This window comes from Pseudomonas sp. AP42, assembly GCF_001728935.1.
Classification (GTDB): domain Bacteria; phylum Pseudomonadota; class Gammaproteobacteria; order Pseudomonadales; family Pseudomonadaceae; genus Aquipseudomonas; species Aquipseudomonas lactis.
In genome coordinates this window covers 14,162-27,839 of sequence record NZ_LYSO01000081.1, presented here as the reverse complement: position 1 = coordinate 27,839, position 13,678 = coordinate 14,162, and the positions used below count along the sequence as shown (strand labels likewise).

Below are 13,678 nucleotides of genomic sequence, written 5' to 3'. Positions count from 1 at the left end.
CTGCTTGTGATCTTGATCTCAGGCGCCCCGTTAAACCACGCTGGCCGAACGCAGGCTTGAATTCGTGGGTAACCCGGCAGGACGCCGGGTTAGCCGCCCAGCGCCATGGATGGCGCGTGGCGGCGGCCCACGGATTCAAGCCTGTGTTCGGGCACACCGAGCCCAAGCGAGGTGCCGAGTGGTGGGGCAAGAGCGTTTTGCTTACTTTTGCGCTCTTTTCAAAAGTGAGCCGCCGTCAGGGCGGAACCCTAAGTGGCCGTTACCGCAGGAATGGATATGTACACGATCCAACGGTGTTGACTGCCAGGCCGCCTTCGCGAGCAAGCCCGCTCCCACAGTTGAATTGCGGGGTGTCAGGGAGATAGGCGTCGGCTGGCTGGCCGTCATCGCAGGCAAGCCACACATTTCGATTGCGGGGTGTCAGGGAGATAGTTGTCGGCTGTCAGGCAGACATCGGGGGCAAGCCCCCTTCCACATTTGGAGCTCGCCGCATCAGCAAGATGAGCGCTGTTGCTTGCCGCTTATGCCTTAAGCGCCTTCTTGGGATAAATATCGTAGCGGCTGGACTTGCCATCCAACGCATGGCTCGGCTTCGGCCCCTCAATACAGGGCGCCTTGCGCGGCCGTTTGACCACCACACGATGGCTGGCCAGCGCCAGAGCCGCCGCGAGCAACGCCGGTGCATCCGGATCATCACCCACCAACGGCCGAAACAGGCGCATTTCCTTCTTCACCAGCGCAGTTTTCTCACGGTGCGGAAACATCGGGTCCAGGTAGATCACCTGAGGCGGCTCCCCCTGCCAATTGAGCATCACGTCGATGGAGTTGCCCTTGAGCAGCTTCATACGCGCCACAATCGGCGCCACCTCAAAATCCTCGGCAGCGCGGGCCAGGCCATCTTCGAGCAAGGCGCCGATCAACGGCTGGCGCTCGATCAGGCTCATCTCACACCCCAGGCTAGCCAGCACGAACGCGTCCTTGCCTAAGCCCGCCGTAGCGTCCAGCACCCGCGGGCGCACGCCCTGGGCGATGCCCACCGCCTTGGCGATCATCTGCCCGCTGCCGCCGCCATACAACCGCCGGTGCGCCGCGCCGCCTTCGACAAAGTCGACCCGCACCGGCCCTGGCGCATCAGGCCCAAGCTGTTGCAACTGCAAACCGTGCTCCCCCACTTGCAGGGAAAAATCCGCATCGGCCACCTGCAGAGGCAACCCCAGCAGCGAAGCCCAGTGTTCGGCGCGGGCCTGGAAACTGTCAGCCAAGGCTTGGACCTGGATGCGGCTGGCCGCTGGTTGTTCGTTCATCAATCGCCACGCTCAAAAATATTAAGGATCGGCAAACAACGGCCGATAAAAATCACAGTCAGGTATTTTGCCAGAGCTGAGCGTCGACCGAGAAAAATGTCAGACATTCTTCCCCTTTCCATCGGTGTACTGCCGACCCACAACCATTACGGCCTGCGCAATACCCAAGCGCTGGCCGGGGTGAGTCATGTGTGGCAGGACTTCTTCGCCCGTGCGTTGGCCGAACAGCTGGGTGAAACGCCAGACGCGCTCGCCGCCAACGCGCCTGCCCCGGCAGACCCGGCGGTTGAACCCCGCGAAGGCGCCGACCTGCTGGCGCAAATCCTCACCCAGCGTGAGTGCGATGTGAAAGACACCGAGATCGTGCCGCCTGCGCCGCTGTTCCTGCCGATTGCCGAGTTCGAAACCGAGCTGCTGCCACCGGCCGCGACGCCGTTCCCGGAAGAAGAAGTCATCGCCCAGCAACGCCAACAGGACTTTGAGAGCGGGTGGGTGCGCCCCATCGTGCTGAACGCCGGCCAACCGCTACCCGAGCCAGGCCCTGCGCCACAAACACGCCCGCTGCACCTGCCGATTGCCGAATTCGAGCTGGACCTACTGCCGCCGGCCGCCACGCCGTACCCTGAAGAAGAATTGCTGGCGCAGCAAAAAGCCCTGGATTTCGATTACTACTGGGCGCGCCCACTGGTGACCCACAACCTGCGCCTGGCCGCCTGAACCTTAGCGACACACCCACCAACGCCCCATGTCCAGATGGAAATGGTTGCGATGGGCGGCGTTGTAGTCCGGGCTCAACACCACGTTGAAATCATCACAGGCGCCATCGCGTACCAAACGCAGGAAACGCGCGCTGTCGCCCTGCCCTGGCCAATCCTTGAGCACGCTGATGCTGCGCCCATCCGCCAGGCGAAACCCGGCGATATCCAGGGCATTGGCCGAGGCGTGCTGGCTGAGCCTTGCGTCGGCGCGATTGTAGATATTACGGCAGGCAAAACTGCCCAAATGCTCGACGCGGCTCACCGCTTGGCCAAACACGGCCTGGGCCGCCGGTTGCAGGCTGTGGCGCTCGAACAACGCAAACGCCACCGCCAGCGGGCAACTGGCGAGAAAGCTGCTGCTCAAGGCCACATCAGCGCCCTGTACGCGCAGGACATTGCGCAAGGGGCACGCCGCATCCGGCGCTGTATCAGCCTGGCGACTCACGCGCAGACCGGAGGCGTTCAATACCTGGTCACACAGCGCCGGATCGTCCTGCAAACGACTGAGCTTGTAGCGCGTCAACAGGTTGGGGCTGGTCCGCACATCCAAGGGCGCCCAGGGGTTCCACTCAGCCGGCATCGGCACCCAACCGCGCCAGACAGCCAGCGCAAAGGCGCCCACCAGCACCAGCAACACACTCAATGTCTTGACCACACCCACGGCTCAACCCTCAAAGTAGCCCGAGCTGCTCCGCCACGGGTTCTCGATGCAAGACAGGCAGCGGCGGTAACCCTGGCAGACGCACCATCAGCTTGGCGTGGAAGCGCAGCGCCAGCTGCGCCGCGAGACGGTTGTCCGACGTGTGCAGGAACATATAGGGCGTGCGGCCTTCTTCGATCCAACTGGCGATCTTTTCCACCCATGGAATCAGGAACGGGTCATTGGCCTCAAGGTCCGGATGCCCGATGAAGCGCACCTGGGGAAACTGCGTCAGTGCCGCTGGGCGCGGTGGCACCCGGGGCTTTTTGGACTGGGCATGCAGCACCGCTTCGGAGGTAGAGGTACAGCTGAACAGGGCACGAGGATCGAGGCAGATGCGCTCGACACCGCGATCGCGCAACAGACGGTTGAGCCTGCGCTCAGCATCCCCCTTGGCGAAGAACTGTTCATGACGCACTTCCACGGCCAGCGGCCGATCGATGCCATCGAGAAATCCAGCCAGCTCCGTCAGGCGCTGCGGCGTAAAGCCTTTTGAGAGCTGCAACCACAGCGGTGAAACGCGCTCACCCAAAGGGCTCATCAAGCCGACAAAGCTTTCTGCCGCCGGCAACTGTTCACGCAAATCGCCAGCATGGCTGATATCGCCAGGGAATTTGGCGGTGAAGCGAAAGTCATCGGGCATGATTTCGGCCCAGCGCTGCACAGTGGCGGCCGAGGGGCGAGCGTAAAAAGTGGTATTGCCTTCAACGGCGTTGAAGACCTGGGAATAGAGCCCGAGGTAATCGTTGGAACGTGCATCAACCGGATACAGGTACTCGCGCCAGGCGTTTTCACTCCAGGACGGGCAGCCGATGTAATAAGGCAAACGCATCAGATATGGATATCGAGACCCAGCACTTCCATATCCCATTCGACAAAGCCGGCAGTGGTCAGGTAGCTGGCCAGGGCGGTGGCAACGCTTTTGCTCATGGAACGGGGAAAGACCATGTCTTGCTGACGGGCAGGAACGCCGCTGATGCGTGCGCTCGAGGCGCCTTGCGCTTTGGAAGGCGTATCGGTGTGTACTTCGATGAAGTCCGGTGAATCCTCGACGGATTCGTCTACCGTCACGCTCGCCTTGCGCGGCTTACGCTTGAGGGGGTAGGACTGTGAGGAAAAACCGTCTATACGCATACATGCAGACTCGGTATCAATGATGGCAATTTAGCGGCACTTTCCATGGCGCGCAAATGCTCTGGTGATAACTAGAACACATAATTTGTAAAAGGTTTAAAAACCCAGGCAAATTCTGACGATTGGCGAAATTTGCCACCGAACGCCCACATTTTTGGCGTCAAATAATCCCGCGTTCGGCCTTGGTCTGCGCGACTTTATCGCGCAGGTACACCGGTGCTGCCTGGTCCGCTGCAACTGCCTCGCCGCGCTCAAACGCGAAACGCGCCAACGCCAGCAGGTCTTCGGCGTGGGGCAACATCGCCGCATCCTGCTCGGCACACGTTACCTTGATGCGTTCGCCATAACCCCAGCCAGTGCCGGCACCGAACCAATCGCCGCTGGCGTCAGCGGGCAACTGCGCCGCTTCGGGGGCCAGCACCGCTTCCGTACCGACCAGGCGCATTTCGCCTGCGGTCTCACGGTAGCAACCCCAGTAGACCTCATCCATGCGCGCATCAATTGCCGCAGCCACTTGCGACGCACCGTGCTCACGCAACGCACGCTGGGCCAGCACCGCCAGGTTGGACACCGGCAATACCGGGCGCTCCAGGGCAAAGGCCAGGCCCTGCACCACGCCAATGGCGATGCGCACCCCGGTGAATGCACCGGGGCCACGGCCGAACGCGATGGCGTCCACGGCCGCCAGGGTGGTACCGGCGTCTTCAAGCAGTTGCTTGATCATCGGCAACAATTTCTGCGCGTGCAGGCGCGGGATCACCTCGTAGTGGCTCGTAACCTTGCCATCGTGCAGCAAGGCAACGGAGCAAGCTTCAGTCGCGGTGTCCAGGGCCAGCAGGGTGCTCATCGGTGTGGGTGTCCAAGTCGGAAAAAAGTGCGCCAGTATAAACAACAACGGCCCGCAAGCGGGCCGTTGTCTGTGCCGCCGATCACAGGATCAGCTCAGTGCTTGCAGCACCTTGGCGGTGATGGCCTCTACCGAGCCCACACCTGGGATGTGGCTGTATTTCGGCTTGCCTTGAGCTGCGGACAGCTTCTGGTAGAAGTCCACCAGGGGCTTGGTCTGGGAATGGTAGACCGACAGGCGATGACGCACGGTTTCTTCGGTGTCGTCTTTACGCTGCACCAGGTCTTCACCGGTGACGTCGTCCTTGCCTTCGACTTTCGGCGGGTTGTAGACGATGTGGTACACGCGGCCCGAGCCTTCGTGAACGCGACGGCCAGCGATACGCTGAACGATCTCTTCGTCTTCAACTGCGATCTCGACCACGGCGTCCAACTCCACGCCCGCCTTCACCAGGGCTTCAGCCTGGGGAATAGTGCGTGGGAAACCGTCAAACAGGAAACCGTTCTTGCAGTCTTCCTGGCTGATGCGTTCCTTGACCAGGTTGATGATCAGGTCATCGGAGACCAGGCCGCCGCTGTCCATCACGCTCTTGGCGATCAGGCCCAGCTCGGTGCCAGCCTTGACGGCCGCACGCAGCATGTCGCCGGTGGAGATTTGTGGAATGCCGAATTTTTCAGTGATGAACTTTGCCTGAGTACCTTTACCGGCCCCGGGAGCTCCCAGCAGAATGACGCGCATCGATGTGCTCCTCAATTTTTTATAGAGATGACGCTCGGATTCGCCGCGTGGGGCCAATCTCGTAAAAATGTGGTTCTAGGCCGATCAAACGGCCAAAGGCTGATCAAGATACACAGCGGGCCCTCACCATACAAGCCGCCAAAAGTAGGAGAAACCCGCGCCGCACATGCGTCAGCGCCGGGGTGTGCCTGAGCGCAACCCGCCCCCTCAAACGACGACCGCCCGTTTCCGGGCGGTCGTCGCGGTTTATCCGCAAGCCATTGAGTACACGCAAAAAACCTCAACCGGTGTTGCGCAAACCGGCCGCAATACCGGCCACGGACACCAGCAGCGCCTGTTCCAGAGGGCTGTCTTGCGCAGCCTCCTGCTGGCGCGAACGTGCCAGCAACTCGGCCTGCAACAGGTGCAGAGGGTCGAGGTAGGTGTTGCGCAGGCGGATGAACTCCAGGGTGTCGGGGCTATGGGCCAGCAGCTGCGACTGGCCGGTCAGGCCAAGCACCACGTCACACGCCTGCGACAATAGGTCGCGTAAGTGCGCACCCAATGCCAGCAGGTCCGGCTGCACCAGGCGCTCATCATAAAGACGGGCGATATCGGCATCGGCCTTGGCCAGCACCATTTCCAGCATGTCGATGCGCGTGCGAAAGAACGGCCACTGCTCGCGCATCTGCCCCAGCAATTGACCTTCACCGCGCTCCAGCGCCTTGCTCAGTGCCGCTTCCCAGCCGAGCCAGGCGGGCAGCATCAGGCGTGTCTGGGTCCAGCCAAAGATCCACGGGATGGCGCGCAAGCTCTCAATCCCGCCCGCACGACGCTTGGCGGGGCGGCTGCCCAAAGGCAAACGGCCCAACTCCTGCTCCGGCGTGGACTGGCGGAAGTATTCGACGAACTGCGGATTTTCCCGCACCACGGCGCGGTAAGCGCTGACACCGTCTGCCGCCAATTCGTCCATCAGGTGACGCCAGGCAGGCTCGGGAGGCGGCGGCGGCAACAAGGTCGCTTCCAGTACCGCAGCCAGGTAGAGATTGAGGTTCTGCTCGGCGATATCCGGCAGACCGAATTTGAAGCGAATCATCTCTCCCTGCTCAGTGGTACGGAAACGCCCCGCCACCGAGCCCGGCGGCTGCGACAGGATGGCCGCGTGCGCCGGGCCGCCGCCACGACCAACGGTGCCGCCGCGACCGTGAAACAACAACAGCTCCACCTGTTGCTCGCGGCAGATATCCACCAGGCGTTCCTGGGCGCGGTACTGCGCCCAGGCGGCGGCCGTGGTGCCGGCGTCCTTGGCCGAATCCGAGTAGCCAATCATCACTTCCTGCGGGCCCTGCAAGCGCGCGCGGTAACCCGGCAGTTGCAGCAGGCGCTCCATCACCGGCCCTGCGTTATCCAGGTCGGCCAGGGTCTCGAACAGCGGCACGACGCGCATCGGCCGTTGTACGCCCGACTCTTTCAACAGCAGTTGCACCGCCAGCACATCCGAGGCGGCGCCGGCCATGGAGATGACATACGACCCTAGTGATGCGGCCGGTGCGGCGGCGATTTCCTTGCAGGTATTGAGCACCTCGGCAGTGTCCGCCGACGGCTTGAAGTAACCCGGCAGCAACGGCCGACGATTGGTCAGTTCCTGGGTCAGGAAGCTGATACGCGCCTCTTCATCCCAGTCCTCATAACGCCCCAGGCCCAGGTAATCGGTGATTTCGGTCATGGCCGCCGAGTGACGGCTGGAGTCCTGGCGCACATCCAGGCGCACCAGGAACAGGCCGAACGTCACGGCACGGCGCAGGCAGTCGAGCAGCGGGCCATCGGCGATCACGCCCATGCCGCATTCGTGCAGGGACTGGTAGCACAGCTGCAGCGGGTCGAGCAGGTCGCGGTTGTTTTGCAACACGTCGGCCGGCGCCGGGGTGGTGCTGGTCAACGAGGTGTGGGCCCACTGGCGCGTGGCGCGCAGGCGTTCACGTAGTTGCTTGAGCAAGGCACGATAGGGTTCGACGCTGTCGCCGACTTTGGCGTGCAACGCCGGGCTGGCCTGTTGCATCGACAGCTCGGAAGCCAGCTGATCAATGTCGCGCAGATACAAATCCGCCGCCATCCAGCGCGCCAGCAACAGCACTTCGCGGGTGACCGGCGCGGTGACGTTCGGGTTGCCGTCACGGTCGCCGCCCATCCACGAAGCAAAGCGAATCGGCGCAGCCTCCAGGGGCAGGCGCAGGCCGGTGGCGGCGTGTAGGGCTTGGTCGGCCTTGCGCAGGTAATTGGGGATGGCTTGCCACAGCGAATGCTCGATCACCGCAAAGCCCCATTTGGCTTCATCCACCGGCGTGGGGCGCACGCGCCGGATTTCTTCGGTGTGCCAGGCTTCGGCGATCAAGCGTTGCAAGCGCTCGCGAATCTGCTCGCGCTCGGCGGTGGTGAGGTCACGGTGATCCTGCAAGGCCAGTTGCGCGGCAATGGCGTCGTACTTTTGGATCAGCGTGCGGCGGGCCACTTCGGTGGGGTGGGCGGTGAGCACCAGTTCGATGTCCAGCCGAGCCAATTGCCGGGCCAGGGACTCATTGCTGTGCCCTTCGTTTTGCAGGCGTGCCAGCAATTCTGGCAAGACCCGGGATTCGAACGGCGCAGGTTGCGATTCATCGCGCCGATGAATCAACTGATATTGCTCGGCAATGTTGGCCAGGTTGAGGAATTGGTTGAAGGCCCGGGCCACGGGCAGCAACTCCTGCTCCTGCAACTGGTTGAGGCTGGCGCTCAACTCATCGCCAGCGGTTTTCTCTGAAACGGCTCCACGACGGTCGGCCTTGGCGCCTTTGCGGATCTGCTCGATCTTTTCGAGGAAAGCCTCGCCGTACTGCTCTCGAATGGTGTTGCCCAACAGCTCACCCAGCAGGTGAACATCCTCACGCAAGCGTGCATCGATATCACTCATCAGCCAATCTCCAGCCAGAAATCCGGGACGCGCAGGGGGTTCAGAGTGCCGCCGACGTCGGTTTCTGACAAGGCCGAACGCAAACGACTTTAAACCTTGGCGCTTGCAGCTAGTCTCAACGATGAGTCGCCGCGTTATTCACGCAGGCGGCTGGTCACTCATCACCGCCTGCGATTGCGGGCTTTATTGAGGTCGCCATGAAAATTCGAGAACTGGCCCAGCATTGGGAAGAAACCGCCAAGGGCCGCCTGACGAAAACTGAATACGCGATTCATCTGGATGTGGAAGCCGCCGCCCGGCTGGCGGCCATTGCCGAGATGTACCCCAAGCGCCACGTCGAAGAACTGCTCGGCGAGCTGATCGGCGCCGCCCTTGAAGAGCTGGAAGCCAGCTTTCCTTACATCCAGGGCCAGCAGGTGATTGCCACCGATGAAGAGGGTGACCCCCTGTATGAAGACGTCGGCCCCACGCCACGTTTTCTCACGTTATCCCGTCGCCACTTGCACGATTTGTCGGCCGTTACTGACGAACAAAAGCACTGATAAACATTTATTGACGTCAATTAAACCCCCGTATTCCGGGCCTTTTACAGGCCCGGAAGTACCGCCGTGCGCCGCGAAAGTTCCATTTTTTAAACACTGACCAGTCAGTCAGATATTTTTTTAGGCAAATCGCCATATCCGCTGAACTTTTGAAAAAAGCCTCCGGTCACAGCCAGTAGCCATCACGTGTGGAACGGTCGTTTGAACGGACGCCATGTGCTTTATCGACGGGCCCGAAATCGATACGCCCCGATGGATTTTGATGTTTTTCAGGAGTTATCCAATGGAGTTGAAGACGATGAACACCAGCACTGCCAAATCCTCGTTTAACCATCTGCGCGGGCTCAAATTGGCCGCGCTGGCAATCGGCACCAGCTTCGTTCTGGCTGGCTGCGCCGGCAACCCTCCAACCGAGCAGTACGCCGTGACCCAATCGGCCGTCAACAGCGCAGTCAGCGCCGGCGGCACCGAGTACGCTGCGGTGGAAATGAAGTCGGCCCAGGACAAGCTCAAAGAAGCTGAGATTGCCATGCACGACAAGAACTACGACAAGGCTCGCCAACTGGCTGAACAAGCCGAGTGGGATGCCCGCGTCGCTGAGCGTAAAGCCCAGGCTGCCAAGGCTCAACAGGCTGTGAAGGACTCCCAGAAGGCTGTTGACGAACTGCGTAAAGAAGGCATGCGCCCAGCTGCAATCATGCAGAAGTAAGCCGCAGCCTCTTGACTGCATCGCACCTGATATCGAATTGAAAGGACGACACGACTATGCGTAAACAATTGATGATCCCTGCCCTGCTGGCGATGAGCGTTGCCTTGGCGGCCTGCTCCACCCCGCCGAACGCGAACCTGGAAAATGCGCGGACCAATTTCTCGTCCCTGCAAACCAACCCGCAAGCCACCAAGCTGGCCGCGCTGGAAACCAAAGACGCCAGCGACTGGCTGGACAAGGCTGACAAGGCCTACCGCGACAAGGAAGACGAGAAGAAAGTCGACCAACTGGCCTACCTGACCAACCAGCGCGTTGAAGTGGCTAAGGACACCATCGTCCTGCGCGAATCCGAAGCCAAGCTGAAAAACGCCGGTGACGAACGTGCCCGCGCCCTGCTGGACGCCCGTGATGCGCAAATCAAGCAACTGCAAAACAGCTTGAACGCCAAGCAAACCGATCGCGGTACCCTGGTGACTTTCGGTGACGTGCTGTTCGCCACCAACAAGTCCGACCTGAAATCCAGCGGCCTGGTGAACATCACCAAGCTGGCCCAGTTCCTGCGCGATAACCCAGACCGTAAAGTGATCGTCGAAGGCTACACCGACAGCACCGGTTCCGACTCGTACAACCAGAGCCTGTCGGAGCGTCGTGCCGCTTCCGTTCAACGTGCACTGGCTCAGCAAGGCGTGGATATCTCGCGCATCGTGACCCAGGGTTATGGCAAGGAATACCCGGTTGCCGATAACGGCAGCGTTTCCGGCCGCGCCATGAACCGTCGCGTTGAAGTGACCATCTCCAACGACAACCAGCCGGTCAAGCCACGGTCTTCCGTCGCTAACTGATCAATAGCCTGGTAAAAAGCCCCGCCTTTAGGCGGGGCTTTTTCGTTGCCGCTCATGAAAGCGCATTCAAGCTTTAGTCATTGAAGTATCCGACGCTGCTGCGGTTGCCGTTCTGGCCAGAGTTGATGTAACGGCTGGAATCGCCCGAGTTGCCGTTATTTCCGTAGTTACCATAGTTACCGTAACTGCCGTGATTACTATAGCCTTCAAAGTGACGGTAGTTACCCGGCGCCCCCATCATGTCATTGCCGTTATGCCCATGATTTTCATAGTGACTGCACCGGCCGCTATTACCGTTATTGCCATAGTTACCATAATTGCCGTTATTGCCATGACTGCCGCCACTGCCCCACACTCGCTGACCTGGTGTGGCATGGCGAGGTTGCTCTTCAGCATAACGTGGATGCCAAGCAACATACTGTGCAGGTCGCGAACCAAATAGATGAGTCATTTTATCTTCCCTGTCAAACTGAAATAAGAGTGTGTGGATGTACGACACCTAAGCTGCGTGCTGCTTGGTGTGTCGCCCCTTTAAGTGGGGAATCGCTGCGAGCAGTTCCACTACGAAGACTCTAAAAACCACGTCAAAATATGCGCGGCGACGCAGTCGCATTGCTTGTTTCAACCTTGAAGGCGCCGAGCATGGCGAATGCCGTTACTGCCGTGATTGGAATAACCACTGTGGCTTCCGCTATTGCCGTTATTGCCGTAATTTCCGAAGTTACCGTCATTCATGCTGTGATGACCGTTATTGATATGCACACCCACTTGCGCCGACTTGACGCCACCGACCGTCACATAATTAGTATTGAATACATAGGTCACGTAGTTGATCGTAGGCGGCTGCGAAGTCGACGCCTGAGTACGGGGTGGCGGCCCCATGTAGCGAACGGTTCCACGATTCAAAGGTTGAGTACCGGCATAGTTTGGACGCCGACTCGATTGATAGCTATTGTAGTTATAGGTTTTACCCACTTGAGGGTATCGCCAACCCATACGCTGCCCCGTGACAGCGTTCCATGTATTGGACATGACCCCCATGGTATTCACGAGCGCTGTATTGACAAATGAATCTAACCTCATTCCTTGACTCCAAATGATTTCCCACACGTCCAGGTTTAAACTCCTGGCAGCTATAGAGTGGTCGCCTACTTCTATCAGTTCCCAACGGTATAATCCTGATAACAAGTAGGGGCTCGCCTGTTGGTATCCCAAGCAGGTCGCCTATCGTTGATGGATAAAATTGAAACGAAAAAAAAAACCACCGGAAACGGTGGTTTTTTTGACTAGGGAAACTTGATCTTGCGATCAGTATCTTCATCCGGCGGCGTTATCTTTTTGTTATGAGGGGAGGAATCAGTTGAGCAACCTGCCAACTGATTACGCGCCTGTTCTTGCGCATCCGCCCGCTCCAACGCCTGATGCGCCCTGACCATAGCCAGCATATTGCATATCGCATCAATTCTTATCACTGCCTTCCCGCCCCCACTTCGCGTAATTACATCGCTCTTTGTGGCATCAGACGCAATTGGGTTCCAAACAATTTCGTTACGAGATCCTGGCACGTCGATGATGTCTGTAGGGCCGCTGATATGAAAAAACGCCGCTAAAAGGCGGGCTCTGGGAGGGATGCCGATCAGTAGTTGATCGAGCCTTGGCCCGATGCGCCACCTTCACCGCCTTGTGCACCTTGGGCCGCCTGTTTTTCTGCCAGCAGCTTCTGCAGTTTTTCGAGACGTTCATCCCCGCCAGCGCCTTGGGAGCCACCGGAGCCTTGAGCGCCTCCAGCCCCCTGGGAACCACCGGAGCCACCCGAACCGGGAAACTCAACGGTATGACAGGCTCACTGTTGCAACTGCGGGGTTTCCTGGCCCATGCAACGCACGGCCTGCTTCTTATTGTTCACCAGCACGCCGCTCAAGCCTTTCTGTTCGGTATCAAACATCACCACCACGCCGTCAACGCACTGCGCCACTTGCGCCGCCGGGGTCAGGGAGACCTTGTAATCCTCACCCGGCACGGTCTTGAGCATGGTGAAGTCGCTGAGCAGCAACGCATCTTCCGGCTTGGCGAAGTGCAGGTAGCCGTAGTACCACAGGCAGCCAACGGTACCGATGATGGTGCCGATACCGGTGAGAATCAGCGGGATCATGTTGCGTTCTTCACTCATTGCGGGCTCTCTGATGACTCAACTTTAGGAATAGGGTAATTCGGAATTTCGCCCAGGCGGCGCAAGCCGTTGAAGTGCCGCGGGTCGTCCAGGTAACGCAGCATCACGGTCTGCCAGGTTTTGTCGGCAAAGGTCTGCACATGGCCGCCACGGGTCAGTTGCAACACCCTGGGCGGCGGTGCGGCCTGATACAGGCGGATGCCATTGGCCACCGGCACGATGGGATCATCCAGGCTGTGGAACAGCAGCTTGGGCACGCCGGTCACGCGGGGCATGGCATTGATCGCACTGTCGGCGTCGGGCACCAGCCACGACAGCGGCACCTGCAACGGCCAGGTTAACCAGGAAGTGCTCAAGGCGAATTGTCCTACGTCACGATAACTGGCTGGCACGCCGTCCAGTACCAGCGCTTTGAGTTGGGTTTGACGCTCCGGGTGGGCGGCCAGGTAATGCACCGCCAGTGCACCGCCCAGGCTTTGCCCGAGAATAATCAGCGGTTGACCCTGGGTTTCAGGCGCCTTGTCGATCCAGCCGAAGGCGGCGTCGATATCCTGGTAGATCGCCGGCAGCGATGGCTTGCCTTCCGACAGCCCATAACCACGATAGTCCAGCAACAGTACTTGATAGCCCTGTTCCGGCAACCACCAACTTCCTCCCAGGTGCCAGGCGAGGTTACCGCCGTTGCCGTGCAAATGCAGGACGGTGCCCTTGAGCGGTACACCGGCTTTGGCCGGCAGCCACCAGGCGTGCAGCTTCACCCCGTCTGCGGTGGTGAGCGTGACGTCGCGGTATTGCAGGTTGGCTTTTTCCGGGGTGAACGGCAGGCCGGGCTCGGGGTAGAACAGCAAGGAGCTGCAACCGTTCAATGTGAGTAGCAGGCATAAAATGCCGAGGATTCTCATCCGTTGAAGCCTCATGGTGATTGACGCCCCACTGTAGGAGCGAGCTTGCTCGCGAAAATCGTCAACGATAACGCACTAATGCTGAAGAAACTTGGTGCCTGAGCGT

Annotated in this window: 15 protein-coding genes; 4 read left to right on the top strand and 11 right to left on the bottom strand. The window is 59.9% G+C overall.

Translation table 11 applies throughout. The features are described from left to right. Window positions 1–521 precede the first annotated feature (521 nt). On the bottom strand, window positions 522–1,304 hold the full coding sequence (locus A7K61_RS22365; protein ID WP_044272264.1) for a class I SAM-dependent methyltransferase: 783 nt from the start codon (window positions 1,302–1,304) through the stop codon (window positions 522–524). Window positions 1,305–1,400: 96 nt separating this feature from the next. Between A7K61_RS22365 and A7K61_RS22360 the strand changes: the two genes are divergently transcribed. Further along, complete coding sequence (locus A7K61_RS22360) at window positions 1,401–2,021, top strand: energy transducer TonB (protein WP_069558399.1); 621 nt, start codon at window positions 1,401–1,403, stop codon at window positions 2,019–2,021. Between the two features lie 3 nt (window positions 2,022–2,024). On the opposite strand, the gene A7K61_RS22355 is transcribed toward A7K61_RS22360, so the two are convergent. The 6 genes from A7K61_RS22355 to ppc all read right to left on the bottom strand — a co-directional run bounded on the left by A7K61_RS22355 (window position 2,025) and on the right by ppc (window position 8,407). Continuing rightward, entirely contained in the window at window positions 2,025–2,723 is a 699-nt protein-coding gene (locus A7K61_RS22355) for an extensin family protein (RefSeq protein ID WP_069558398.1), read from the bottom strand. A gap of 10 nt (window positions 2,724–2,733) precedes the next feature. After that, entirely contained in the window at window positions 2,734–3,594 is an 861-nt protein-coding gene (locus tag A7K61_RS22350) for a DUF72 domain-containing protein (protein WP_069558397.1), read from the bottom strand. After that, on the bottom strand, window positions 3,594–3,896 hold the full coding sequence (locus A7K61_RS22345; protein ID WP_034126521.1) for a hypothetical protein: 303 nt from the start codon (window positions 3,894–3,896) through the stop codon (window positions 3,594–3,596). Before A7K61_RS22345 ends, A7K61_RS22350 begins: the two co-directional genes overlap by 1 nt. A 160-nt stretch (window positions 3,897–4,056) precedes the next feature. Next, window positions 4,057–4,743, bottom strand: coding sequence for a tRNA (adenosine(37)-N6)-threonylcarbamoyltransferase complex dimerization subunit type 1 TsaB (gene tsaB, locus A7K61_RS22340; RefSeq protein WP_032893224.1), 687 nt, complete (start codon window positions 4,741–4,743; stop codon window positions 4,057–4,059). Between the two features lie 90 nt (window positions 4,744–4,833). Next, window positions 4,834–5,481: an adenylate kinase gene (adk, locus tag A7K61_RS22335; protein WP_003189104.1), complete on the bottom strand. Its 648-nt coding sequence runs from the start codon at window positions 5,479–5,481 to the stop codon at window positions 4,834–4,836. A 280-nt stretch (window positions 5,482–5,761) separates the two neighbouring features. Further along, window positions 5,762–8,407 carry a phosphoenolpyruvate carboxylase gene (gene ppc / locus A7K61_RS22330; RefSeq protein WP_069558396.1) on the bottom strand — a complete coding sequence of 882 codons (2,646 nt, stop codon included), beginning with the start codon at window positions 8,405–8,407 and terminating at the stop codon, window positions 5,762–5,764. A gap of 197 nt (window positions 8,408–8,604) precedes the next feature. Between ppc and A7K61_RS22325 the strand changes: the two genes are divergently transcribed. The 3 genes from A7K61_RS22325 (at window position 8,605) to A7K61_RS22315 (ending at window position 10,500) form a co-directional block, all read left to right on the top strand. Beyond that, window positions 8,605–8,949: a hypothetical protein gene (locus A7K61_RS22325; RefSeq protein ID WP_044272252.1), complete on the top strand. Its 345-nt coding sequence runs from the start codon at window positions 8,605–8,607 to the stop codon at window positions 8,947–8,949. A 283-nt stretch (window positions 8,950–9,232) separates the two neighbouring features. Further along, window positions 9,233–9,658 (top strand): DUF4398 domain-containing protein, encoded by a 426-nt coding sequence (locus A7K61_RS22320; protein WP_003189094.1) that lies wholly within the window; start codon window positions 9,233–9,235, stop codon window positions 9,656–9,658. A 56-nt stretch (window positions 9,659–9,714) separates the two neighbouring features. Then, entirely contained in the window at window positions 9,715–10,500 is a 786-nt protein-coding gene (locus A7K61_RS22315; protein WP_003189093.1) for an OmpA family protein, read from the top strand. A gap of 73 nt (window positions 10,501–10,573) precedes the next feature. Here A7K61_RS22315 and A7K61_RS32730 read toward each other — a convergent pair whose 3' ends face one another. The 4 genes from A7K61_RS32730 to A7K61_RS22300 all read right to left on the bottom strand — a co-directional run bounded on the left by A7K61_RS32730 (window position 10,574) and on the right by A7K61_RS22300 (window position 13,572). Beyond that, window positions 10,574–10,951: a hypothetical protein gene (locus tag A7K61_RS32730; protein ID WP_125969614.1), complete on the bottom strand. Its 378-nt coding sequence runs from the start codon at window positions 10,949–10,951 to the stop codon at window positions 10,574–10,576. Between the two features lie 170 nt (window positions 10,952–11,121). Further along, window positions 11,122–11,583, bottom strand: a complete 462-nt coding sequence (locus tag A7K61_RS32725) for a hypothetical protein (protein ID WP_139129539.1) — start codon at window positions 11,581–11,583, stop codon at window positions 11,122–11,124. Between the two features lie 760 nt (window positions 11,584–12,343). After that, window positions 12,344–12,670, bottom strand: a complete 327-nt coding sequence (locus tag A7K61_RS22305; RefSeq protein ID WP_069558394.1) for a hypothetical protein — start codon at window positions 12,668–12,670, stop codon at window positions 12,344–12,346. Then, the gene (locus A7K61_RS22300) at window positions 12,667–13,572 is read right to left on the bottom strand and encodes an alpha/beta hydrolase (RefSeq protein WP_069558393.1); all 906 of its coding nucleotides are present in this window, start codon (window positions 13,570–13,572) and stop codon (window positions 12,667–12,669) included. Before A7K61_RS22300 ends, A7K61_RS22305 begins: the two co-directional genes overlap by 4 nt. Window positions 13,573–13,678: the final 106 nt, after the last annotated feature.